Origin of the sequence: Rhodomicrobium udaipurense JA643 (assembly GCF_000636015.1) — a bacterium.
Lineage (GTDB): Bacteria > Pseudomonadota > Alphaproteobacteria > Rhizobiales > Rhodomicrobiaceae > Rhodomicrobium > Rhodomicrobium udaipurense.
In genome coordinates, this window is sequence record NZ_JFZJ01000056.1 from 1 (window position 1) to 21,788 (window position 21,788).

Below are 21,788 nucleotides of genomic sequence, written 5' to 3' on the forward strand. Positions count from 1 at the left end.
AAGCTCAAACCTAAGTCAATCAAGAAGACTAACAGTAGACCCAAGTAATCCCGAAGTAACCGCCGTCCCGAAACCTTCAAAACCGCGGAGCACGCTACCTACCCCGCTAAGCTAACCCCGTCAAGCTGTTTTTTAAAACAAACCAACCAGGAAATTCGCTCAACAACACCCTCCCGACAAAGACCCACCATCGCCAGTCTTGCAACTGGCTCACGGCCACGTCCCTTGCTAAGGAAGCTGTCCCCACCTCCATCGAAAAGGCCCGATAAGCGGCAGGGGGAGTATTATCTAATCGAACCAGCAAGTGATATCAAGAAGGTCGTTCCTGAAAAAATTTGCGGTTCGAACCGAAGCCAGATCGCCAATCAATCCGAAGACTGATTATTGCTTCTCTGATTTCGGGGAAGCTTCCCGCGATTTCTCAATGACTTGGTCAATCGCTGGAGGCCGTTTTCTAGCCACAGGGCTGCCCTCTGTCAACGCTTAAAACGCGCGCTTGTGGAATTCGTGGGAAAACCGGTATTGCCCCAGCACGGTCAGCTTCGCACAAGCCCCGCAGCTACAATTTAGGCGTCGAGATATATTCCACCACGAATGTGCGATCCCCGACGGTCAAACCGGAAGGCGGCGTCGGCAGTCGCGCCTGCCGAACGGCCATCAAAGCGCCCTGGTCGAGCCAGTTATCGCCGCTGCTTTTCATGAGGCGCAGGCCGTCCACGCGGCCCGTCTCGCCCACTGCAAAAGTGACGACCACGCTACCCCATTTGCCGTTACCCATGGGCTTCGTGCCCGCCAGCGCCCAGATAACCGCGCGTTCGAACTCGTTCGACTTGCCGCTCGACGACGCGCCGGGGCGGAACGCCTTCACATTGCCCGCCCGCGTGGCTGGGCGCCGCGATGCTTCACGCTGCTCCGTTTTCTGGAAAGCATGGTCGAGCTGCTGGGAGAATCGTCTCGTTGCCGCCGCGGCGAAGCTCTCGGGATCGAACGGCTTTTCCTTCTCGTCCGACTTGGACTCAAGGGGTGACGCAGACGCCGTCTTCTGCTCCTGTGGAAGAGGCTCAGGCTTTTGCTGCTGCTGTTCAGGCGACTGCTGCGCCTCCTGCACAGGCTGTGGCGGCGTCGGCTCCGCCTGCATTTCCGGCTGCGGCGGCGCAGGTGGCGCCGGCTCGGGCGCGTTGCTCCCCTGTTGCTTGAACGGATCCGAGCTAAGGCGCTTTAAATCATCCGCCGAAATGACGGTCACATTCAGCGGCTCGCCGGTCTCCATGCCGAGACGCTGTGTCGCGTCGTCCTCAGGGCTGGGCGCCGACAAGGGAATCAGCGGAGCGATCAAAAGAAGATGCAGCGCCAGCGCCGCCATGATTGTCGCGATGATCGCGCGCTGTGACCCCCGCAGCGGTGGAAGCGCTGTCCGCTCGGGCACAAGATCGCAAGCGCGCGGCAACGCTCCGGATGGGATCGGCGTGCGCGCGAAAAGCGGCGACGACACCGCCCCCACGCGATCGGCCGCTCGCGTCGCGCGCTCCGCCACGAGAGAAAAACCTCCCCATCCGCGACCTGTCGGCGCGGCACGTCCAGAATCGGCTTCCGGAATGCGAAGGCTGTGAGCGATGTTGGCCAAGGACGTCACGCGCGAAATCTATCTGCTTCGCGGCAGAGTTGAATAGTTTTCTCTCGCCCTCTCAACACCATTTGAGGAGAACCCACTCGCGCCATCAAATATGTCGGGCGAAAGAGCGGCCGCGGCAGAGATCATGACAAGAAATAGCCCTGTAGCTTTCGATTTGCAGCGATTCGCAGACGCTCAGGAGCACACCTACGCCCGCGCGGTGGCGGAGTTGCGGCAAGGGCTGCATTTCTGCTACGAAACGAGCCTTAACAGTTTTACAGTTTTAGATCGTTTTATAGTGGGGTGTTGAATGGAAGCGCTGGCTTTGAAGTACGGAGCGCTATCGGACGGTGAGTCAAATATCATATCGCTGGCGCTAGTATTGTTTGGCGCATTTGCATGCGGATTTGCCTACCAAACAAATGCAACATTATCAAGGGTTTCTTATTTTGTTTATTTTTCTGCAATTTTACTCGCTTCGAATTTTCTTGGTCTGTTCTCTGTGCATCTAATGCGCAATGCTCTAGTCGGCGGATATTTTTGGGTTATCGTTTGTATCCAGTTTTTTTCGGTTATTATTATCGGGTTTCTTATCTGCGCCATATCAAAGAAAAGATCACGCGATGCGTACGGGGTCGCTAAGTATGCCTATCTGCCCTTCATACCGCTGGGGTTTCTTTGGCTGCTATTCATGCCGCCTAAAAATAGGACAATCAGCGGTATCAAATCGACGCCTTTTATGAGGGGATGGGGTGGGGTTTTCACGGGGGTTTCCCTGCTCATTGCATCCGGGGTCGCAGCTAATTCTACGAAAGAGGCCGTGCAACGATTTGCCCAGCAAGTCAGCCAAGATCCCGCTTTGGATCAAGCCGGGTTTGAGATGCGTATCTATTCGCGCGGTATCGACGCTATCTTGACGGAGTTGGCATCAGGCTTTCAGACCCCACATCGCGTCGATAACGAAACCGTTCTCAAAAGCGTAGTAGCTGATGGTTCTACCCTGCGGTACACCTATGAAACTGCGGCGGCTATCGCTGCACTTCCGGCGCCATACAAAACAGACCTTAAGCGAAGAAATTGCGTCGCGCCCCTTATGCCCGTAATCAACGCCGGTGCGACGATGGAGCATGTGTATACGAGACCGGACGGGTCTTTGATTGATAGGCTTCGCTTCGATACGCGAACGTGCAATTGAAGCTCATCGGGGGATTTACAATGGGAAGGTGGTCGCGTGGCTTTTTTCGGATTTGGATCGTCATAACCGCGATTCTGCTAATCGGTTCGTCCATCAACATGGTTGTCGCCTTAACGACAACCCAGAAGTATGCCTATGACACTGATAGTGGGGGATCTTATCGCCCCCTTACGCAAGAAGAAACGAAATCGGAAGTAAAGGAAGCAGCCGCGCGTTTTTTTGGCGTAGGAATTTTGTTCCCTCTTTCCCTTCTCGGGACAGGTTGGACCTTCCGTTGGATCGTGAGAGGTTTTCAGAAGCGGGATGGATAACCCGGCGAAGCCGGGCCGACGAAGCCAACTGCAGACCCGCGCTGATGACGCGCTCCAACGCGGGTAGGTTGATCCGGCCTATAATGTCGCGAGCGAAGCGAGGTGCTGGAACAGCCAGGTTTCGCTCAACGCGTCATTGCCTTTCTTGAGATATACGCGGATGTCGACGGGCGTTTCCGACGCGGCTGTGTAGTCGAACATCACCCGCCAACGCTCGCTGTCCACCACGGGGTAAACCGCCTCGCGCTCCACGCGCCCCGTCGGAACCGTGATGACAACATCGATGTCGCCGCGCCGCCGAAGCTCGGAAAGCTTGCCGCCTTCAAAATCGACGACATATTTCACGAGGCCGCGCGGGCGCGGACGCCCCGGAATGCCCCCCGCCCCGACGCGCGTCGAGACTACCTTCGCGAGCGGCGACGGGAACGGTTCTTCGAGGCTCCAGTAAAGCTTGTAGCGCACCTCGCGATGCTGCCCGCGCTTGAATGGCTCCTTCGGCGTCCAATAGGCGACGATGTTGTCGTGGATTTCGTCGTCGGTCGGGATCTCGACGAGTTGCACCGCGCCTTCGCCCCAGTCGCCCTGCGGCTCCACCCAAACGTCGGGCCGCTTGTTGTAGAACGCGCCATCGTCTTCATACTGCGAATAATTGCGTTCGCGCTGAAGGAGGCCGAATCCCTTCGGGTTGGTGTCGTAGAATGAACTCGTCTGGATCGAGCGCGGGTTGTTGAGCGGCCGCCAGATGCGTTCATTGCCGCCCGACCAGATGCTGAGGCCGTCGCTGTCGTGGATTTCCGGCCGCCAGTCAACCGCAACCTTCCGATTCGGCTTGCCGTACCAATACATGCTGGTGAGCGGCGCGATGCCGACGCGCTCGATGTCCGTGCGCGGGAAAAGATGCGCGCGAACGTCCATCACGGTGCGGCCGGGATGCTCGACATCGAAGCGATAAGCGCCGGTGACGCTCGGCGAATCGAGAAGCGCGTTCACGATCACGCCCTTGCGCCCGTCCGCCGGTTTCTCCAGCCAGAACTGCGTGAAGCGCGGGAACTCCTCGGGCCGGTTGAGTGCGGTGTCGATGGCGAGGCCGCGCGCCGAAAGGCCGTATTGCCCCGTCTCGGCCGGGCTTCTGAAATAGGAGGCGCCGAGGAACGCGAGCCAGTCCGGCACGCCGGGCGCGGTCATCACACGGAAACCGGCGAACCCCGTGTCCGGCGGAAGCGCCTTCGCGAATTCGCTCGTGCCATAAGAAAAGAGGTCGGGGCTGTATTTAACTTCGCGCGCGCTCGCCCCATCCACGACGAAGATGCGCACCGGCTCCTTGAACCATTTGCCGGGGTGAAACAGCTCGATCGGATAGGGGCCGTCGCCCTTCACCCATATCGCCGAATCGGAGCGGAAGCGGATTTGCTGATGCTCGTCGAAATCGAGCCGTTCCAGCGTGTCGCGCTCCTTCACCTGCGCCTTCTCGAACGGCTTTTCGGAGAGCGCCTTGGCGTCGGCGATGAGCTTGTCGAACGAGAAGGGAATTTGCGGCCCGGACAAGACCCCCGCGCCCTCGGCTGCGAAAGCCTTCGACGCGAGCGCCGCGGCAGCCGTGCCCACCAAAAATGCCCGACGATCCATCATGCGATCTCCGCTTTATATCTCTACCGAACGCGTATTCTCCGGCGAAATAAAAACCCGCCGCGATTTTGACCGTGACGTGACGGCCTTGCGCGTACATTGCGGCAATCGCGAACTTATCAACCGCGCGGACCGTCATCGCCTGAAAAATCGGGGTCGGCGTCCCGCCCCCGTCAATGCCGGTTGCTGGAGTCGCCGTCCAGCCTATCGCTTCACGACGCCCGCCGTCTGGCCGAAGAGGATCTTCTTCCCCTCTTCCGTCATGACCGAAGTGTTGCTGATCGCCGCACCCTTCTCATAGGCGCGTTCCGTGGCGGGCCGCGCCCGGATGGCATCGAACCAGCGCTTCAGATGCGGAAAATCGTCGAGGTTCTGCTGCTGCTTCTTGTACGGCACGATCCACGGATAGCTCGCCATGTCGGCGATGGAATAGTCGCCCGCGATGAACTCGCGGTCGGCGAGCCGTCTGTCGAGCACGCCGTAGAGGCGGTTCGTCTCCTTCACGTAGCGCTCAACGGCGTAGGGAATGCGCTCCGGCGCGTACTGCACAAAGTGATGGTTCTGCCCCGCCATCGGCCCGAGCCCCCCCATCTGCCAGAACAGCCATTGCAGCGCGTCGAACCGCCCGCGCACATCGGCGGACAGGAACTGGCCCGTCTTCTCCGCGAGATAAAGCAGGATCGCGCCCGACTCGAAAACAGTGACCGGCGCACCGCCGTCCTTCGGCTCGCGGTCGATGATCGCGGGCATGCGGTTGTTAGGCGAGAACGCAAGAAACTCGGGCTTGAACTGGTCGCCAGCGCCAATGTTAACCGGTTTTATTTCATAGGGAAGCCCCGTTTCTTCCAGAAACAGAGTAATCTTGTGACCGTTCGGCGTCGGCCAATAATAAAGCTCGATCATGCGACTTCCTCCTTGTCAGAATGGTTGCGAAGCGCGGCGAGCGCAGGCGCTACCGCCGCTTCAAGAAACGCGCGCTCAGGATAACAGCGCGAGAGCGCGCGAAGCCCCATGTGCACCGCGAGCAGATTCGCGGCGTGGGTCTGGGGATTGATGGCCTTCGGGCACTCGCCGCGCTCCGTGGCGGTCTGGATGTGCCACACGAAGAAGCTTTTGATCTCCATGAGATAGCCCGCGATCACATTGGCGAGACCGGGATCGTGCGGCGCGACGTCGAGCGCGGAATTGACGATCAGGCAGCCCTTGCGCTCGCAATCGGCGGTCGCGCGCTCGATCCCGGCCGCGAAGAACGCCTCGATGGCGGCAAGCCCGCTCGTCTGCGCCTCGATGGCTGCCATACGGGCGCGCGCCCCCGTATTCCAATAATAATAAAGCGCCGCCTCGAACACGCCGCGCTTGTCGCCATAAGCGTTGTAAAGGCTCGCGCCGGTGATGCCCATTGCGCCCGCGAGGTCGCGCACGGAGGTTGCCGCGAAGCCCCTCGCCCAGAAACAGGCGGCGGCGGCTTCAAGCACCTTCTCCTCATCGAATGCGCGCGGGCGGCTCATGCGGCTTCATTTACCATTGAATTAGAGCGATCGATCTAAAATATATTGTCGCGCGCGCCGCTTGCAACCACCTCCCGTGCAGAAAACGCGTCACGCAAGGAGAGCCCCGATGCTGAAGTTCTATTTCAACCCCACGCCGAACCCGATGAAGGTGGCGCTGTTTCTGGAGGAAGCCGCGATTCCCTTCGAGGCCATCCCCGTAGATGTGCGGCTCGGTCAGCAGTTTGCGCCGGAATTCCTCGCGCTGAACCCGAACGGCAAGGTGCCGGTCATTGTTGACGGCGGTCATGCCGTGTTCGATTCGACCGCGATCCTGCTTTATCTCGCGGACAAGACGGGCAAGTTTCTGCCGCCGAACAACACCTGGGCGGCGCGCGGCGAGTTGCTGTCATGGCTGGAGTTCGTCGGAACCGGCGTTGGCCCATTCGCCGGGCAGGCCGTCCATTTCCGGCATTACGCGCCGGAAAAGGTGCCCTATGCGGAGCAGCGCTATTTCTTCGAGGCCGAGCGGCACTTCCGCATCCTCGACGACCGGCTCAAAAATCGTCGTCATATGGTGAGCTACGCCTACACCATCGTGGACATGGCCGTGTGGGCCTGGTCGCGGAATGTGGAACGTGTGCTGGGCGAAGGCGCGTGGGCGAAGTTTCCTTATCTCAAGCGCCATTGCGACGAGATCGAGAAGCGGCCCGCAGCCCAGCGCGCACTCGCGCTGAAGGACGGCTTCACCTTCGTGACCGAAACGGATGACGAGGCCCGCCGCCACATGTTCAGGCATCTCGGTCGCGAGAACGCGGGCGCTTAAAGCCAAGGCCAAGCGGCGGCGGGCGCCGTTGCCGCTTGGCTAATGCTCGTCGGACTTCGCCGGTCCCGTATAGCGCGCGAGAACGGCCTCGCGGATGCGCCTGCGGCTTTCCCGGTGATCGAGACTCGCGTCCTGCTCGATGCTTGCCGCTTCGTCCGCGAGCCCCTTGTCCTTGATCGCGGTTCGGAACCATTCGGAATAATGCGCGCCCTGCCGATGAAACTCCCACGTGCGGTCATCCACGCCGTCGGCCATCTGGAGGAAGATCATCAAATTCTGGGCGCGCAGATTGAGGGCGTTATCCGGCCCGCGAAAGAAGAAGCTCCGATCCTCGCCGAGTTGGCCTTCCGCGTATTTGCGGCTGTGACGCTTCTGCATACGCTTCGGCCGGTCCGGGATGACCGGCGTTACACGGCCGTCGCGAACGGTGTAAGCCAGCACCTCCTCCTCGGGGTCGAACGCGGGAAAGCTCGCGGGCGGAATTGCGCCGATTGCCCGGCTGAAGCCCGAGATGACGTCCGCCGCGCCTTCGCCTAACGCGAACACGGTTCTCACGCTGTTGAGAATCTCGACCGCGACGGCTTCGGGATGAACCGTGATGAGGATCGCCGCGCGCAAGTCGTTCGGCAGCACGCGCTCAAGCCCTTCGCGGCGCTGCGGCAGGAGGTGATGCGCCTCGTCGATGAGGAGCCAGTGCGGGCGCCCGGTCTCGGCGCGCAGCGAAGAAAAATGCGGAAAAAGCTTCGCGAAGAAAGGCGGCCGATCCTCGACCGGTATCGCCTGCGTGTTCACCACGACGTTCGCATCCACCTTGTGCAAAAGCTTCAGAAGCTGCGCGCGATTCGGCGGCTCTTTCACCCCGCCGACCGAAACGGCATGATCGAGGTCGTCGTAATCGCCTTCCGGGTCGAAAACGCAAAACTGAAACTCCGCCTCATGCATGCGCTCCGTCAAAGCCGTCGCGAGCGTGGACTTGCCGATGCCGGAACTCCCCGCGATCAGCGCGCAACCTTCTTCCGGGTCGATGGTGATCGCGCGGCCGTCGCGATCCTGGCCCATGCGAATCGCGCGCTTCGTCCTCGGCGCGATGGCGGAGTCCTCGCGGCAGATCCGATCCACGAGGTCGCGCACACCTTCGCCGCGCGGCTTGTCGAGCACGACATCGGCGGCTTTCTTCACGCTCGGCAGCGCATTCACCACAGCAACCGCGCATCCGCACATGCGAAGGAACGGGAAATCGTTTTCGGCATCTCCAACGGCCATGACGTTGTGCGGCGACAATTCGAGATCGTCGAGCGCGCTTTTGAGCCCCGTCGCCTTGTTCACGCCCGAGGGCAGCACCATCACCGCCCCCTTGTTGAAACTGATCTGAAGGCCGAGCCCCTGCTCGCGAATGATTTCGAGGACGGCTTTTTCGTTCGGCTCCCACGTCGCGACGATGCAATCGCCGACCGACAGCGGCTCGATTTGCCGCGCCTTCAGCGCCGCGACGAAAGCGGGTGACGGGGCCTGGCAAACAAGCGTCTTCTGCTTCGTCGCCGGATCGTAGACCACCGCGCCATTCTCGGCCACGACGCGGTCGAACACTTCATATTTGGGAAATGTATCCGCAAGTTCGCCGAGTTGGCGGCCCGTTACAAGGATGAGCCGACGCCCGCTCTCTTTTAGGTTTCTGAGCGCTTCGAAGGTCGCATCGTCCACAACGCCGTTTTGGGCAATGGTGCCGTCGAAGTCGGCAGCAAGAGCGAGAAAATACACAAAATCCTCCGACGACAATCCGTGTCATCGAAGGAAACCTGTGGGGCGAAGGTTACGTTCCGCCGGGCTCGCACTCCCGGCTCGCCCCGTCATCCGAGAAGCGCGAACTCCTGCGCCATGTCGAGCGAACCGGGCCTCGTTGCCGCCACCAACTGCTTTTCGACGAGATGTTCAAGTGTCGCGAACACCGAAAGCGCGGCGGCGGGCACGAGCGCCGGCTCAAGACCGTTGTAGATGCGCGGCACCATGTCGCCGATGCTCGTGGCGCCCGCCCGCAACGCCTCCAGCACTTCAAGCTCGCGCCAGCGACGGTGGAAGATCAGCGCCTTCACGAAGCGCTGCGGCTCACGCACCGGGCCGCCATGCGCGGGGAAATAAACCGCGTCGTTTCGGCCGATCAGCATGTCGAGCGACCGCAGATAATCGCCCATGTTCCCTTCCGGCGGGGCGACGACGCTCGTGTTCCAGCCCATCACCGTATCGCCCGAGAAAAGGATGTCGCCGTCCGCGAGGCGGAAGCAGAGGTGATCCGGCGCGTGTCCCGGCGTATGCACCGCGTGGAGTTCAAAGCTCGCGTCGCGCACCGTGTCGGCGTGGAGGAGCGGCACATCGAAGGCCACGGGAATCACGAAGTCGCCGCCGGACGGGCCGCGCTTGCCGATGACAGGATCGTCGATCTTGCGCGCCATTCCGTAAGTCGGCGCTCCGGTCCGCTCCTTCAGTGCCGCCGCCGCGCCGCTATGATCTGCGTGGCAGTGCGTGAGTATAATGTGGGCCACCCGCTCGCCGGTCTGGCGCAACGCGTCCAACAGCAGGTCGACCTGCGCACCGCCCGCCGGTCCGGGATCGATCGCCGCCACATCGCCCTCGCCAACCACATACAGATTCGTGCCCTTGAACGTGAACGGACCCGGGTTCTCGCACACAATGCGCCGCACGCCCGGCGCGATCCGCTCCAGCTTGCCGTATTCGAACGGCATCTCCCGCGAAAAGGACGGCGTCTTGTGGTTGGGATTCGTCAAGGAAACCTCTAAAATAACGTATCGTTGCGAAGAGCTTTGGGCGCGGGGCGCGTTTGTCAATGCAAAACCCCGCGCGGCAGAGCGCAAGGAGTCTCCGATGACCGACATCTTTTCCGCCGTCGACGGCTATATCGAGGGTCTGTTCGCGAAGGAGGACGAGGCGCTCGCCGCGGCGGTCGCGGATATGAAGGCGGCGGGGATGCCGGGAATCAGCGTCTCGCCGGTTCTCGGGCGCTTGCTGTTCGTGCTCGCGAGGGCGGTGCGCGCGCGGCGCATTCTGGAAATCGGCACGCTCGGCGGCTACAGCGCGATCTGGCTCGGCCGCGCGCTTCCTGAGGACGGCGGGATGATTACCCTCGAAGTCGATCCGCGCCATGCCGCCGTCGCGCGAAAGAACCTCGCCCGCGCTGGCCTTTCCGAAGCGGTGGAGGTGCGCGAGGGCGCGGCGCTCGACATCTTGCCCCGACTCATCGATTCAGGCGAGCCGCCATTCGACTTTATTTTCATCGACGCCGACAAGGAACCGTATCTCGACTATTTCGAGCTGTCGTTGCAGCTTTCGAAGCCGGGAACGATGATCGTCGCGGATAATGTGATCCGAAATGGCGCGGTGATCGATCCGGCGCGCGCGGAAAATCCAGCCGTGGCGGGCGTGAAGCGCCTTTCCGACGCGCTCGCCGCTCATCCGGCCGTCGACGCAACCATCATCCAGACTGTAGGTGTGAAGTCTCACGACGGCCTCGCACTTGCGGTTGTGCGGGAGGGCCGATGAAATTCATTTGCCGCACCGCAACGCGGTGGTTGACTTCGCTTTGTAGCGTAGCTTAGAAACGACCTGAAATTTTATACGCGCTTATTATTCCTAACGTGATCGGGCTTCTATGAATCCCTCCGGCGACGGCGATCAGGGCGACCGAAAAAGTTCGCCCGAGACAAGCGAAAGCTTGCGAGAGCGGCTGAGGGAGCTGGAAAGAAAGCTCGATCCGGAAGGCAATGGGTGGCAGGTGTGTTCGTGGGGGGCTTTATCGGCTGGGCCTTGGATCAGTGGCTTGACACCCGCTTCTTTATAGTGGTGTTCCTGTTTCTCGGCATCGCTGCCGGGTTTCTGAATGTGATCCGCGAGGCCCAGAGGATGGGTGACAAGTAGAAACGGCTGAGTCTTCCGGCTCGGCGGGGATTGCTATGATCGATTGGTTTATCAGTGCGGCGCATGCCGCCACGCAAGATGGCGGCCATCACGGCGGCGGGGGCTTCGACCCCATGCACCAGTTCGTCATCAACCGCTACACGCCGATTGAGCTGTTCGGCTACGACGCGTCGTTCACCAACGCGTCGCTGTGGATGGTGATTGCGACGACGCTGGTGACGGCGTTCCTCGTTTTCAGCACCGCCGGCGCCAAGCTCGTGCCGGGCCGCCTTCAATCGCTCGGCGAAATTTCGTATGAGTTCGTGGCGAACATGGTCCGCCAGAACGCCGGAACATCGGGAATGCCTTATTTCCCGATCATCTTTACGCTGTTCATGTTCATCCTTTCGCTGAACCTGCTCGGCATGATCCCGATCCCGGGTCTTGGGCAATTCACGGTGACGAGCCACATCATCGTCACGTTCGCGCTCGCGGCCTTCGTGTTCGTCGGCGTGACTCTCATCGGCATCTTCAAGCACGGCTTCGGCTTCCTGAAGCTGTTCGTGCCATCCGGTGTTCCGATCGCGCTTCTGCCGCTGATTTCGGTCATCGAGATCATCTCCTACTTCACCCGCCCCATCAGCCTCTCGGTTCGTCTTTTTGCGAACATGATGGCGGGCCACACCATGCTTGCCGTCTTCGGCAGCTTCGTGGTGGGACTTGGCGTGAATGTCGGCTTGGCCGCCGGTGGCGTGCCTCTCATCTTCATGGTCCTTCTCATGGGCCTCGAAATCCTGATTGCGTTCCTGCAGGCCTACGTCTTCGCGGTGCTGTCCTGCATCTACCTCAGCGACTCACTTCATGCGGGCTCGCACTGATTAACTCCCAGCCACTCAACCGAACGATCGAATAGGAGATTTCGTTATGGATCCAGCAGCAGCCAAGCTCATCGGCGCGGGCCTCGCCTGCTCGGCCCTGATCGGCGCCGGTATCGGCATCGGCAGCATCTTCGGCAACTTCCTGCAGGGCGCGCTGCGCAATCCGTCTGCCGCTCCGGGCCAGTTCCCGAACCTTCTCCTCGGCTTTGCGCTGGCCGAAGCGACGGGTCTGTTCGGCCTCGTGGTCGCGCTTATCCTTCTGTTCGTGTTCTGATTAACGAAGAACTGGCGGCGCCAGAAGCCCTTTCCGAACGGATTGCGTGGCAATCCGTTCATAAGAAACGGCTTCGGTTTAAAGTTTAGAGACGATTCACCGATCAGGTTGCCTTAACCTGATCGGATTCTGTTCTAGCGGCGCCATCTCCTAGCGCACAGGCGGTTTTTTCCATGCCACAACTGCAACCCGGCGATTTCGCTCCCCAGTTGATCTGGCTGGCGATTATCTTCACGCTTTTCTATATCGCGCTTTCCCGCCTTGCGTTACCGCGCATCGCGAGAGTTCTCGCCGACCGCAAGGCGAAACTCGACGGCGATCTCTCGGCCGCCCGCGAGGCGCAGGCTGCGGCAGATCAGCAAGCTCAAATCTACGAGTCCGAACTCGCCAACGCCAAGGCGAAGGGCAACGGTACGATCCGGAGTGCCCGAGAAAAGCTCGAAGCGGAGCTCAACGATAAACGGCGGGTGCTCGAAGCCGAGCTTGCAGCCAAGGCCGCCGAGACAGAGAACAAGGTCAAGGCCGTTCTTGAAAAAGCTTCCAGCCAGATGGAAGCCATGACCGCAGATGTTGTCAGCGACATCGTCAAGGAATTGGCGGGCATCGACGTCACTGAAAACGAGGTTCGAGAGGCGCTTCGCCAAGGATCTAAGGAGTGACTAGCATGTTGATGGATCCTGAAGTCTGGGTTGCTATCGCCTTCGTTCTCTTCATTTGTCTCATCCTGTATTACAATGTTCCAGGCATGGCTTTGAAAGCGCTCGATCAGCGCTCCGACGCCATCGGTCGGGAACTTGAAGAGGCGCGGAAGCTTCGCGCCGAAGCCGAGACCCTGCTCGCGGATTACAAGCAGCGGGCGGCAAACGCTGAAATCGAAGCGGGTGAAATCATCGCGCAGGCGGAGCGAGAGGCGGCAGCTTACGCCACTGAGGCTCGGGCTTCGTTCGACGAGTTGATCACGCGCCGTCTCTCCGTTGCCGAGCAGAAGATCAAGCTCGAGGAGGAAAAGGCTCGCAAGCAGATCCGCGCGCAGGCCGCAGAGCTTGCGGTTTCGGCCGCAGAGCAGCTTCTCCAGCATAAGGTCACGGGCAAGATCGCCGAGAATACGATCACGGCCAGTCTCGATCGCATCAAGAAGCGCCTTCATTAAACAGGCGCCGCCTTCCCATGGTTCGAGATGCCCGCTGTCACGTGACAGCGGGCGTTTCTCGTTATCGCGTTTCAAAAAACCCACATGCTATCCCGCGCCTCGGCAGAATGCTTCGCCCATCCGCACGCGGATGCAGCGAGCGGCGGCAAGTTAGATAGTTTATCTCCAGCGCCTCACCTGTCCGAACGCGCACTATCGGCGTTCTTAACAGCGGTGCGAGGCACCTTTGCCCCTTCCGATCGGGATCGCAATCCAATCGGTAAAGCTCTCTTTTCTTGAAGTCACCGATGCCACCACCGATCCGGCTAATTCGACCTGATCGGATCGGCGCGGCACTCGCCTGTCGCTTTTCTGCAGCACTTCTTTTGTGGTGGGTTATCGCTCGCAGCGACTTGCCCGACCCTCTCATGCTGGCATGACCCTCTCATGCTGGCAGACCGGCACGCATCATGTAGCGCCAAGGAGAGTCTGTTGCCTGCCTGGAGATTTTCCACGCTAGCAATCCGTCCCGGGTCTTGCCCAACGGTAGAGCGTCGCGAACAGATATATCCTGTTCCCGGTAGGCTACAGCCCAAGGCACCTGATGCTGTTCAGCACCAGTCGTCGCAAGTTGTCAAAAAGTGTTTGAAAACTTATCGCTCGGTACTTTACGAAATGGAGCCGTTCGCGCATACTTCGCAGCAATCGGGCAAATGATCGGAACCCGTGGAACTGCGCGTTTAATAGAATACCGCATTAGCGGGACAGATACGCATGACTTCCCCCGATACCGCTTGCTCGCATAAGTTAAAACATGGTCTGAGACCATGTTTTTTTCGTTGGGGAAGAGGAGTGTCATCCCATGCGCCAGACCGGAACGGTCAAATTCTTTAATCAGGCGAAGGGCTTTGGTTTCATCACGCCGGACGAAGGCGGCAAGGATGTGTTCGTTCACATCTCTGCAGTCGAGCGCTCGGGCGTCGGCATGCTCGATGAAGGCATGCGGGTGACCTACGAAACCCAGCCGGATCCGAAGGGCAAGGGCCCGAAGGCTGTGAACCTCGAACGCGCAGATTAGCCGATCCGCCAAATCGCCCGGCGAGGCTGAAAAACCTCACCGTGTCGCTTGCGTCGGAGAGCAAATCTCCTTAACTGCGAGCTATGCGATTTCTTGATCAGGCAAAAGTTTACATTCGCTCTGGGGACGGAGGCAGTGGCTGCCTCTCTTTCCGGCGCGAGAAATTCATCGAGTTCGGTGGCCCCGACGGTGGCGACGGCGGGCGTGGCGGCAATGTCTATGTCGAATGCGTCACCAATCTCAACACCCTTATCGATTTCCGCTACCAGCAGCACTTCAAGGCCGGGAACGGCCGACCGGGTGAGGGCGCGAACCGACATGGCGCAAGCGGCTCCGATACCGTTCTGCGAGTGCCACCCGGCACGCAGGTCTTCGGGGAAGATAATGAAACGCTGATCGCCGATCTCACGACGCCCGGACAGCGCGCCTTGATCGCGGCGGGTGGTAATGGCGGTTTCGGCAACGCACATTTCAAATCGTCAACCAACCGTGCGCCCCGGCGGATCAACCCCGGGCAGCAGGGCGCGGAGCTGACGATCTGGCTCAGGCTGAAGCTCATCGCCGACGCGGGCATCGTCGGGCTGCCGAACGCCGGAAAATCCACGTTTCTCGCCGCCGTCAGCGCGGCAAAGCCCAAAATCGCGGATTATCCCTTCACGACACTTCATCCCAACCTCGGCGTCGTCAAAGTCGGCGATACGGACTTCGTGCTCGCCGACATTCCCGGCCTGATCGAGGGCGCGCATGAGGGCGCTGGCATTGGCGACCGCTTCCTTGGCCACGTGGAGCGCTGTCGCGTCATTCTGCACCTCGTCGACGTGACCGAACCCGATGTCGCGGCCGCCTATCGCACGATACGCGGCGAGTTGAAGGCCTATGGCGCGGGCCTCGGACGCAAACGTGAGATCGTGGCGCTGTCGAAATGCGATGCCGTCACGCCGGAGGTTGCCGCCGAGAAGGCCGCCGCGCTCAAGGCCGTCGCGCGCAAGAACCCGCTGCTCATATCCGGTGTGTCGGGATCGGGCGTGAGGGACGCACTGCTGCGCCTCGCGAAAGTCATCCGCGAGCCGACGCGCGACGAGAAGCCGGCTCCGGTCGCCTGGCAGCCGGAGCTATAGCGCGCGTATTTGGCGACGTTTCGCAAGCGCGAGCGTCGCTTGGTGCGCGAGCAACTCCGGCGTCCACTCGGCTTAACGAAGGCTGCTCGCTGGCATATTGTGAACCGCCGCCTTCACCGGGTAGCCCTCGGGCTCCATGCACTCGCGGCCCACAACGCGGGGGCGCTCGCCTACCGCCCGAGCAGAAACTTGCGCATGAAATCGGCGGCGCGCCCATAGGGCGGATGAAGCAGGCTCGCCGCGTTAAAGCGGTTCTGCAGAAACACGCTCTTCGCGTGGCTGAAGGTGCGAAACCCGGCATCGCCGTGATACGCGCCCATGCCGGACGCGCCGACGCCGCCGAACGGCAGGTTCTCCGCCGCGACATGCAGCAGCGTTTCGTTCACCGCCGCACCGCCTGAGGTCGTCAGCGCAAGCACACGGTCGCGGGCCGCCGTGCCCACACCGAAATAATACAGCGCAAGCGGTCGCGGACGCGCATTCACGAACGCGATCGCGTCGTCGAGCGTGTCATAAGACAGGATCGGCAGCACCGGCCCGAAGATTTCCTCGCGCATCACGGTGAGGTCGGCGGGCGGCTCGATGACAAGCGTCGGCGCGAATTTTCGCGCTTCCGGCGCGAGTTGCTCGGACGCCGAGTTGATCTGCACGACGCGCTCGCCGCGCTCGCGCGCCTCGTCTACGAGCCGCGAGATGCGAGCGTAATGGCGCGCGTTGATAATGCTCGTGTAGTCGGGATTACGCGCGAGCGTGGGGTAAAGCGCGCGGATCGCGGCTTCGAGACCCGCGACGAAATCGTCGAGCATCGGCTTCGGCACCAGCGCGTAATCGGGCGCGATGCAGGTCTGACCGGCGTTCAACAGCTTGCCGAACGCGATGCTCCGGCAGGCGGCGGCGAGATCCGCGTCCGCTCCGATGATGCAGGGCGACTTGCCGCCCAGTTCGAGCGTGACGGGCGTCAGGTTGTCGGCGGCGGCGCGCATGACGCGGCGGCCGATTTCGGTTGAGCCGGTGTAAAAGAGATGATCGAAAGGCAGCGCCGAAAACGCCGCGCCGACATCCGCGCCGCCAAGCACGGTCGCGACCTTTTCCTCCGGGAAAAGCTTCGCGAGGAACCCGGCCAGAAACTCCGACGTGCGCGGCGTCAGCTCAGACGGCTTCAGCATGACGCGATTGCCGGCTGCCAGGGCTGCGACGAGCGGCGCGATGGCGAGCTGGAACGGATAGTTCCACGGGCTGATGATGCCCACCACGCCGAGCGGCTGATACAGGATGCGCCCCCGCGCTGGCAGAAGCTCGATGCCGACGCCGACGCCCTTGGGCTTCATCCAGCCGGGTAGCCGCTTCAGGGTGTTGCGCGCACCCGCCACCACGGGCCAGACGTCGGCAACAATCGTCTCGTGCTTCGAGCGCGAACCGAAATCGGCGGAGATCGCGATTGCGATGGCGTCGGCGTTTTCCTTCATGGCGGCGATAAGGCGTTTGAGATCGTCGCGGCGCTCGTCGAGGCCAGGCGCGCCGTCACGCAGAAAGGCCGCGCGCTGAAGGTCGAGAACCGCATCAAGGCGGGACTGCGGTTTGACGTCCAAAGCCTCAAGAGTGGTCATGCTGCCGTTCTCCCCGCGTTGCCCGCTTCGATGTACCGATATGCGGGAGTTTTCGAGAAGATAAGACGAACGGGGCTGCCCGAGAAGAGACCACACGCCTTTCTGACAGTTTTGTCAGCCATCAGAGCGCGCAGGCAACGGTTTCAACTTCAGTTGGACGAGTAATCGAATGGCACAAGCAGGGTGCGCGGCCCCTTCGCGATGTCGTTCGGCATCGGCGGAAACGGTGCCGCGCGCTTCAGCGACGCCATGGCCGTCTCGTCAAGGTCGTTCGCGCCCGAGCTTTTCACCACGCGCTGCGAGAGAAGCTCGCCGGTCGGCGCGATGGTCAGTTCGAGCATGACGCGGCCCTTTTCCCTGTTCTTCGGCCGCGACGCGCTGCGCATGAGCGCCTGATGAACCTTGTGATTATAGGCGGCGAGCAACTGGGCAACCCGAGCCTGATAGGCGCGTGTTGAGGCGCGGGCTTCGTCCTGTGCCACGCTCGAAGGCGCGGGCGTCGACGGCTGCTCCCGCAGCTTCTCCGGCTGTTCCTCTTCCTTCTTCGGCAGCGTGACCTCAGCCTGCGCCGGGGGAACCTCAATCTCTTCAGCCTCTTGCACCGGCTCGGGCTCTGGCGGCGGGGATTGCTCGCTCCCGGCCGAGGCCGCGCTCTGCTCGACGTTCGCCGTATCGGGGCCGATGCTCTGCACCTCGTCGAGCGAGATGGTCGCCACGATCGTCAGGTCGTCGACGCCCGTGCCCGACTGGATCGCGTCCGAGTCGAAATCGGCGGCGCCGGACATCAGCAGCGCGAATGGCGCGGCATGAAGGGCGAGTGCGGCAAGCGCGGAAGCGAGGCGGATGCGGGTTAATGGAATGGCGGTCATGGGAGCATCACTGCGCGGGCGAAGGCTGACCGTGCGCGGCGTGGGAGCCTCCCGCCTCCTTCTGCACGACCGAGCCCGCAGGCGCGCTTTCGGCGGACGCTTCTGACAACAGCGAGATGCGCTTGTAGCCCGACGCGTCGAGGCGACCCAGAAGCTCCATCACCTCGCCGTACGGGATCGTCTTGTCGGCGCGCAGGAACACAAAGCCGTCGCCCTCGGCCGCATGGATCGAGGACAGGCGCGGAACCAGCGAACCGGCGTTCACTTCCTCGTCGCGGATATAAAGGCGGCGCTCTGCGGTGAGCGACACGATCACCGGCTTCTCGGGCTTGGCGATCTTCTGTGCGGAGGTCTTCGGCAGTTGCACCGGCACGCCCGCCATGAGCAGCGGCGCCGTCACCATGAAGATGACCAGCAGCACGAGCATCACGTCCACCATCGGCGTGACGTTGATGTCGGCCATGATCTTCGTTTGCGGGCGCGACGACCCATCTCCGGGGATCAGACCTGCCATTCAACCCTCGCAACCACGCGTCGCATTACCATATCAGCGTCTCGCCTGCGCCAGAACCGGCTCGCGCGGCGTTTCACCCTGCCCTGCTCCGTAAACCTTGAGCTTCGCGTAGCGCGTGGAAGCAGCGGCAAAGCGCTCGGCGACGCGGCCAAGCATCACATTGATCTGATTGTAGAAGATGACGGCCGGGATGGCGGCAACAAGGCCGACGGCTGTCGCGAACAGCGCTTCCGCGATGCCCGGCGCCACCACGGCGAGGCTCGTATCCTTTGCCGCCGCGATGCCCGCGAAGCTTCGCATGATGCCCCACACCGTGCCGAACAGGCCGACGAAAGGGGCCGTCGAGCCGACAGTCGCGAGGAACGGAAGCCCGGACTGAAGGCGCTGCAACTGCGCCGCCGCTTCGCCATGCAGGCTTTTTTCGAGCCGCGCGCTGAACTCGGAAGGCCGTTCGCCGTTGGAGCGAGGCTCCTCGTCGACGATCTGGCGCATGCGCGCGACAAGCCAAGAAGACGGCGCGCCGTCCGCCGGGTTCGCGCGCTCAAGCGCCGCGACCTCTTTGGAGAAAGCGATAAGGCGTGCAAACTTTTCGATCGCGATCGTCCAGCAGGCGATAGACGCGACGACGAGAATGGCCATCACGCCTTTGACGACCGGATCGGCATTTGCTAACAGGTCGCCAATCGCGAGGTGATCCATGCTGCTCTCTCTGGGAAGTGGCGTTCGGATCGCAGGCCACAAAGGCGGCAAGCGTTACCTGAAGCTATGCCCCATGAGGAATGACTTCGCAACCATGGCTTCCGCGAAAACACGCCGGCATGGTCCGCGTTGACGCAGGCTAACCCTCTCGAAAACCGCCCAGCACCGCTACAAACCGGGTTTGGCCCAAGGCTTGCATTCATTATATCGCCAATCACGTTCTTGATTTGTTAGTGTTAAACGTGAGTTAATGGCGGTGTTTCGCGTAATCCTGCGGGGGCAGGGGAAGTAAGTAGGTTGAAATGAGACGAGCTTTGCTGATGAGCGTTCTGGCACTTTGCCTCGGGAACGCGGTCGCAACGCAGGCAGGAGTGCTCTTGCAGGTCGACGGTCGGCCCATGCGCTGGTCGCCGGAAGGCCCCGGCAAGAAGACCGTCATCACCTATGCGCTTCTATCCGCACCCTACACCGTGCAAAGCAATCGCAGCATCCTGAGCCCGAGCAACTGCGCACATATGCGCTCTTTCGCGGACATCGTGGCGATCTCGCCGGGCGTGACGGAAGAAGCCGCGAAGACCGAGTTGCGCGAGGCCCTTCGTACCTGGGAGAGCGTAGCCAACATCACGTTCGAGGAAGTTTCCGATCCGAGCCGGGCCCAGATCGTCATCGGTGCTGCGAACGATCCGGGAGGGCGCGCCTTCGCCAATCTCAGCTATCGCAGCGGAAAAGGCATCCCGACGCCGGTGACCATGGCGCTCGGCAAACCTGGCGTGCCTGCCCCGGCCGAACGCGCGCCGCTAGCAGATGACGGCGACAGTGTTGCGATCGATCAGGCTTATGTCTGCCTCAATCCGAAGTCGCCATGGAAGGTCGGCTTCGACGGCAATCTCAATGTGTACGACCTCCGGCACACCTTTACGCACGAGGTAGGCCACGCCATCGGCCTCGATCACCCGGACGCGACGGGGGCGATCATGGGTTACCGCTACGATGAGCGGGTGCGGACATTGCAGCCGTCGGACATCGCGGGCGTGCAACGCCTTTATGGCGTGGCCACCGAGCGCTGAGGCGGTATCGGCGCGAATGTTCTGCCGAAAAGGAGGCGGCCTCGGCCGTCTTTATTCTTTTAGCAGCACGGTTTGCAGCCGCCTGGGCGTCGCATGTCCCAAGAGCGACATCTCTATCGCCGTGTGGCATTGCTCACATTATGACGCATACGGCCAAGTGGAAACGCATTCTCTCCAAGTTTAAGCCAGGCTTGGCCAATATTTTTTCCGCCTACGGCACAAGAAGCGGAGCCTTAACAAGCATACTCTCAGCGCCTTACAATAACCATTGCCTCAAGCTTCGCTCATTCGAAATACGTTCCGGGCAAATGCCCCGAGTTGGGACAATAATCTTTTCCGAACCGTTCCATGGAACCTACCCGGCTTCAACGCCTTCTCCTTCCCACGCGATACAAAAGAGATCGCATGTTCCAGATGGAGTCTACGTCATGGCTGATAAACAGTCTCAGGACAAAAATCCCGGCAACTTCAAGAGCGACCCGCAACGCGCCGCCGAAGCAGGAAAAAAGGGCGGCGAGCAGTCCCACAGTGGACAGTCTCAGGGCGGTCAGGGGAGCAAGTCCTCGCAGGGCGGTACGCACGAACAGCATGTGAAGGCTGGCCAGCAGAGCCACAAGAACAAGTAGTTTCTGAAAGAAGCGGTGGCGACGTCCACCGCTTCTTTTTTGTTCGAATGCCTAGTATTTTAGAATAAATGCCTCAATAGAAGCTTGTTTTTTGCGCAGGTTTCAGCCCGAAATGCCTCTTCTTTTTGCGGATCAATCCAGATTGCGTCGCGTTATCTCTTTCAATGGGCAGTGAACCCCGCCAAGGAGGAAAGATTTGATCAACAACGAAAACATCATCCCGACCCTTGCCTTCGTGACGCTCGGCATCGTGCTCGTCTTCGCGTTGGTGCATCTCTCGCGCTTCATGCAGCGGCGGCGCGAGCGTCAGAACACGTCGCTCGTGCAGCGAAGCGAAACAACGCGTGACCGTGAACAGTCAGCGTACGACAGCAGGTAAGCGGACGGCGGGCGGCCTCATGGCCGTTCGCCACAGGAGACGATCATGCCAAAGGAATCCGCCGATCAGAAGGAAGTCGTCGAGCGCGTGATGCATGAATACAAGCACGGCGAGCTCGAATCGGGGAGCGGTAAGCCCGTCAAATCGCGCAAGCAGGCGGTTGCGATCGCGCTGAACGAGGCTGGCGCATCGAACCAGAACAGCCCGCAGAAAAATCGCGAAAACCTTCGCCATACGAAAAAGAAGGAGCGCGAAGGCAAGACCGCCAAGCAGCAGAAGGAAGGACAGCTCTGAGTTAGCGACGGCCCGCCTAACCTGACGCCTCGTCGAGCGCTTGCCTGAGCGCCTCGATATTCGCCACCACGACAGGCCGCTCGGCCGGCTTGTCGATCCCGGCGGGCACGTCGAGGCGCATTCGCTTGTTGAAATAGTAAAGCAGCGCGTGTCGGATCGGGATTTCGGCCTGCCCGTTCGTCATTCCGTAATCGAGGGCGATCGTCTCCTGCTGCCTCGGCGCAAGCTCGGGGTTTGGAACTAGAACCGCCGTGAACGTCGTGTGCCACAGACTATCGTCCGCTGCGTCCGCG

The 21,788-nt window shown here is 61.1% G+C and carries 25 protein-coding genes; 14 read left to right on the forward strand and 11 right to left on the reverse strand.

Going from position 1 to position 21,788, the window contains the following annotated elements; translation table 11 throughout:
• Nucleotides 1-559: 559 nt before the first annotated feature.
• Complete coding sequence (locus T281_RS09625) at nt 560-1,534, reverse strand: energy transducer TonB family protein (RefSeq protein ID WP_155955189.1); 975 nt, start codon at nt 1,532-1,534, stop codon at nt 560-562.
• Between the two features lie 388 nt (nt 1,535-1,922).
• On the opposite strand from T281_RS09625, the gene T281_RS09630 reads away from it, so the two are divergent.
• Nucleotides 1,923-2,807, forward strand: coding sequence for a hypothetical protein (locus T281_RS09630; protein ID WP_155955190.1), 885 nt, complete (start codon nt 1,923-1,925; stop codon nt 2,805-2,807).
• Between the two features lie 389 nt (nt 2,808-3,196).
• Here the strand turns inward: T281_RS09630 and T281_RS09640 are convergent, their stop codons facing one another.
• The 3 genes from T281_RS09640 to T281_RS09650 form a co-directional block, all read right to left on the reverse strand.
• Entirely contained in the window at nt 3,197-4,747 is a 1,551-nt protein-coding gene (locus T281_RS09640) for an OpgD/OpgG family glucan biosynthesis protein (RefSeq protein WP_037237889.1), read from the reverse strand.
• Nucleotides 4,748-4,948: 201 nt separating this feature from the next.
• Nucleotides 4,949-5,647, reverse strand: a complete 699-nt coding sequence (locus tag T281_RS09645; protein ID WP_037237891.1) for a glutathione S-transferase N-terminal domain-containing protein — start codon at nt 5,645-5,647, stop codon at nt 4,949-4,951.
• Nucleotides 5,644-6,252, reverse strand: a complete 609-nt coding sequence (locus tag T281_RS09650) for a TetR/AcrR family transcriptional regulator (protein ID WP_037237893.1) — start codon at nt 6,250-6,252, stop codon at nt 5,644-5,646. Before T281_RS09650 ends, T281_RS09645 begins: the two co-directional genes overlap by 4 nt.
• Nucleotides 6,253-6,361: 109 nt before the next feature.
• Here T281_RS09650 and T281_RS09655 point away from each other — a divergent pair, with 109 nt between their 5' ends.
• Nucleotides 6,362-7,057, forward strand: coding sequence for a glutathione S-transferase family protein (locus T281_RS09655; protein WP_037237895.1), 696 nt, complete (start codon nt 6,362-6,364; stop codon nt 7,055-7,057).
• Nucleotides 7,058-7,096: 39 nt separating this feature from the next.
• On the opposite strand, the gene T281_RS09660 is transcribed toward T281_RS09655, so the two are convergent.
• Together T281_RS09660 and T281_RS09665 are read right to left on the reverse strand one after the other, a co-directional pair.
• Complete coding sequence (locus T281_RS09660) at nt 7,097-8,815, reverse strand: HAD family hydrolase (RefSeq protein WP_037237917.1); 1,719 nt, start codon at nt 8,813-8,815, stop codon at nt 7,097-7,099.
• Between the two features lie 89 nt (nt 8,816-8,904).
• The gene (locus T281_RS09665; RefSeq protein ID WP_052037326.1) at nt 8,905-9,837 is read right to left on the reverse strand and encodes an MBL fold metallo-hydrolase; all 933 of its coding nucleotides are present in this window, start codon (nt 9,835-9,837) and stop codon (nt 8,905-8,907) included.
• Between the two features lie 97 nt (nt 9,838-9,934).
• Here T281_RS09665 and T281_RS09670 point away from each other — a divergent pair, with 97 nt between their 5' ends.
• From T281_RS09670 to obgE, 8 genes are all read left to right on the forward strand, one after another.
• Nucleotides 9,935-10,609: an O-methyltransferase gene (locus tag T281_RS09670; RefSeq protein WP_037237898.1), complete on the forward strand. Its 675-nt coding sequence runs from the start codon at nt 9,935-9,937 to the stop codon at nt 10,607-10,609.
• A 225-nt stretch (nt 10,610-10,834) separates the two neighbouring features.
• Complete coding sequence (locus tag T281_RS18260) at nt 10,835-10,984, forward strand: AtpZ/AtpI family protein (RefSeq protein ID WP_081796709.1); 150 nt, start codon at nt 10,835-10,837, stop codon at nt 10,982-10,984.
• Between the two features lie 113 nt (nt 10,985-11,097).
• Nucleotides 11,098-11,841 carry a F0F1 ATP synthase subunit A gene (locus tag T281_RS09675; RefSeq protein WP_037237921.1) on the forward strand — a complete coding sequence of 248 codons (744 nt, stop codon included), beginning with the start codon at nt 11,098-11,100 and terminating at the stop codon, nt 11,839-11,841.
• Nucleotides 11,842-11,887: 46 nt separating this feature from the next.
• On the forward strand, nt 11,888-12,115 hold the full coding sequence (locus tag T281_RS09680) for a F0F1 ATP synthase subunit C (protein WP_013419194.1): 228 nt from the start codon (nt 11,888-11,890) through the stop codon (nt 12,113-12,115).
• A gap of 173 nt (nt 12,116-12,288) precedes the next feature.
• A complete protein-coding gene (locus T281_RS09685) occupies nt 12,289-12,774 on the forward strand; it encodes a F0F1 ATP synthase subunit B family protein (RefSeq protein ID WP_081796710.1) in 486 nt (161 codons plus the stop codon).
• 5 nt (nt 12,775-12,779) lie between these two features.
• Nucleotides 12,780-13,265, forward strand: a complete 486-nt coding sequence (locus T281_RS09690; RefSeq protein WP_081796711.1) for a F0F1 ATP synthase subunit B family protein — start codon at nt 12,780-12,782, stop codon at nt 13,263-13,265.
• An 841-nt stretch (nt 13,266-14,106) separates the two neighbouring features.
• The gene (locus T281_RS09695; protein ID WP_013419197.1) at nt 14,107-14,322 is read left to right on the forward strand and encodes a cold-shock protein; all 216 of its coding nucleotides are present in this window, start codon (nt 14,107-14,109) and stop codon (nt 14,320-14,322) included.
• A gap of 83 nt (nt 14,323-14,405) precedes the next feature.
• Nucleotides 14,406-15,440, forward strand: a complete 1,035-nt coding sequence (gene obgE, locus T281_RS09700) for a GTPase ObgE (RefSeq protein WP_037237902.1) — start codon at nt 14,406-14,408, stop codon at nt 15,438-15,440.
• A 170-nt stretch (nt 15,441-15,610) separates the two neighbouring features.
• Here the strand turns inward: obgE and T281_RS09705 are convergent, their stop codons facing one another.
• The 4 genes from T281_RS09705 to T281_RS09720 form a co-directional block, all read right to left on the reverse strand.
• Nucleotides 15,611-17,047, reverse strand: coding sequence for a coniferyl aldehyde dehydrogenase (locus tag T281_RS09705; RefSeq protein ID WP_052037328.1), 1,437 nt, complete (start codon nt 17,045-17,047; stop codon nt 15,611-15,613).
• A 149-nt stretch (nt 17,048-17,196) separates the two neighbouring features.
• Nucleotides 17,197-17,916, reverse strand: coding sequence for an energy transducer TonB family protein (locus tag T281_RS17730; RefSeq protein WP_052037329.1), 720 nt, complete (start codon nt 17,914-17,916; stop codon nt 17,197-17,199).
• A 7-nt stretch (nt 17,917-17,923) separates the two neighbouring features.
• On the reverse strand, nt 17,924-18,430 hold the full coding sequence (locus T281_RS09715; protein WP_037237904.1) for an ExbD/TolR family protein: 507 nt from the start codon (nt 18,428-18,430) through the stop codon (nt 17,924-17,926).
• Between the two features lie 33 nt (nt 18,431-18,463).
• A complete protein-coding gene (locus T281_RS09720; RefSeq protein WP_037237906.1) occupies nt 18,464-19,129 on the reverse strand; it encodes a MotA/TolQ/ExbB proton channel family protein in 666 nt (221 codons plus the stop codon).
• A 320-nt stretch (nt 19,130-19,449) separates the two neighbouring features.
• On the opposite strand from T281_RS09720, the gene T281_RS09725 reads away from it, so the two are divergent.
• The 4 genes from T281_RS09725 to T281_RS09740 all read left to right on the forward strand — a co-directional run bounded on the left by T281_RS09725 (nt 19,450) and on the right by T281_RS09740 (nt 21,495).
• Nucleotides 19,450-20,196, forward strand: coding sequence for a matrixin family metalloprotease (locus T281_RS09725; protein ID WP_037237908.1), 747 nt, complete (start codon nt 19,450-19,452; stop codon nt 20,194-20,196).
• Nucleotides 20,197-20,624: 428 nt separating this feature from the next.
• Nucleotides 20,625-20,822 carry a KGG domain-containing protein gene (locus tag T281_RS19885; protein ID WP_037237909.1) on the forward strand — a complete coding sequence of 66 codons (198 nt, stop codon included), beginning with the start codon at nt 20,625-20,627 and terminating at the stop codon, nt 20,820-20,822.
• Between the two features lie 196 nt (nt 20,823-21,018).
• The gene (locus tag T281_RS09735) at nt 21,019-21,201 is read left to right on the forward strand and encodes a hypothetical protein (RefSeq protein WP_037237911.1); all 183 of its coding nucleotides are present in this window, start codon (nt 21,019-21,021) and stop codon (nt 21,199-21,201) included.
• 45 nt (nt 21,202-21,246) lie between these two features.
• Nucleotides 21,247-21,495 (forward strand): DUF6496 domain-containing protein, encoded by a 249-nt coding sequence (locus T281_RS09740; protein WP_037237913.1) that lies wholly within the window; start codon nt 21,247-21,249, stop codon nt 21,493-21,495.
• 16 nt (nt 21,496-21,511) lie between these two features.
• Here the strand turns inward: T281_RS09740 and T281_RS19105 are convergent.
• The coding region (locus T281_RS19105; RefSeq protein ID WP_037237915.1) for a BrxR family transcriptional regulator at nt 21,512-21,788 on the reverse strand (277 nt) is incomplete at its 5' end.

Bases quoted from the DNA above. Each gene is read 5' to 3' on its own strand.
- T281_RS09630 (WP_155955190.1), top strand. From the start codon at position 1,923: ATGGAAGCGCTGGCTTTGAAGTACGGAGCGCTATCGGACGGTGAGTCA.
- T281_RS09640 (WP_037237889.1), bottom strand. From the start codon at position 4,747: ATGATGGATCGTCGGGCATTTTTGGTGGGCACGGCTGCCGCGGCGCTC.
- T281_RS09645 (WP_037237891.1), bottom strand. From the start codon at position 5,647: ATGATCGAGCTTTATTATTGGCCGACGCCGAACGGTCACAAGATTACT.
- T281_RS09650 (WP_037237893.1), bottom strand. From the start codon at position 6,252: ATGAGCCGCCCGCGCGCATTCGATGAGGAGAAGGTGCTTGAAGCCGCC.
- T281_RS09655 (WP_037237895.1), top strand. From the start codon at position 6,362: ATGCTGAAGTTCTATTTCAACCCCACGCCGAACCCGATGAAGGTGGCG.
- T281_RS09670 (WP_037237898.1), top strand. From the start codon at position 9,935: ATGACCGACATCTTTTCCGCCGTCGACGGCTATATCGAGGGTCTGTTC.
- T281_RS09675 (WP_037237921.1), top strand. From the start codon at position 11,098: ATGCACCAGTTCGTCATCAACCGCTACACGCCGATTGAGCTGTTCGGC.
- T281_RS09680 (WP_013419194.1), top strand. From the start codon at position 11,888: ATGGATCCAGCAGCAGCCAAGCTCATCGGCGCGGGCCTCGCCTGCTCG.
- T281_RS09685 (WP_081796710.1), top strand. From the start codon at position 12,289: ATGCCACAACTGCAACCCGGCGATTTCGCTCCCCAGTTGATCTGGCTG.
- T281_RS09690 (WP_081796711.1), top strand. From the start codon at position 12,780: ATGTTGATGGATCCTGAAGTCTGGGTTGCTATCGCCTTCGTTCTCTTC.
- T281_RS09695 (WP_013419197.1), top strand. From the start codon at position 14,107: ATGCGCCAGACCGGAACGGTCAAATTCTTTAATCAGGCGAAGGGCTTT.
- obgE (WP_037237902.1), top strand. From the start codon at position 14,406: ATGCGATTTCTTGATCAGGCAAAAGTTTACATTCGCTCTGGGGACGGA.
- T281_RS09705 (WP_052037328.1), bottom strand. From the start codon at position 17,047: ATGACCACTCTTGAGGCTTTGGACGTCAAACCGCAGTCCCGCCTTGAT.
- T281_RS17730 (WP_052037329.1), bottom strand. From the start codon at position 17,916: ATGACCGCCATTCCATTAACCCGCATCCGCCTCGCTTCCGCGCTTGCC.
- T281_RS09715 (WP_037237904.1), bottom strand. From the start codon at position 18,430: ATGGCAGGTCTGATCCCCGGAGATGGGTCGTCGCGCCCGCAAACGAAG.
- T281_RS09720 (WP_037237906.1), bottom strand. From the start codon at position 19,129: ATGGATCACCTCGCGATTGGCGACCTGTTAGCAAATGCCGATCCGGTC.
- T281_RS09725 (WP_037237908.1), top strand. From the start codon at position 19,450: ATGAGCGTTCTGGCACTTTGCCTCGGGAACGCGGTCGCAACGCAGGCA.
- T281_RS19885 (WP_037237909.1), top strand. From the start codon at position 20,625: ATGGCTGATAAACAGTCTCAGGACAAAAATCCCGGCAACTTCAAGAGC.
- T281_RS09740 (WP_037237913.1), top strand. From the start codon at position 21,247: ATGCCAAAGGAATCCGCCGATCAGAAGGAAGTCGTCGAGCGCGTGATG.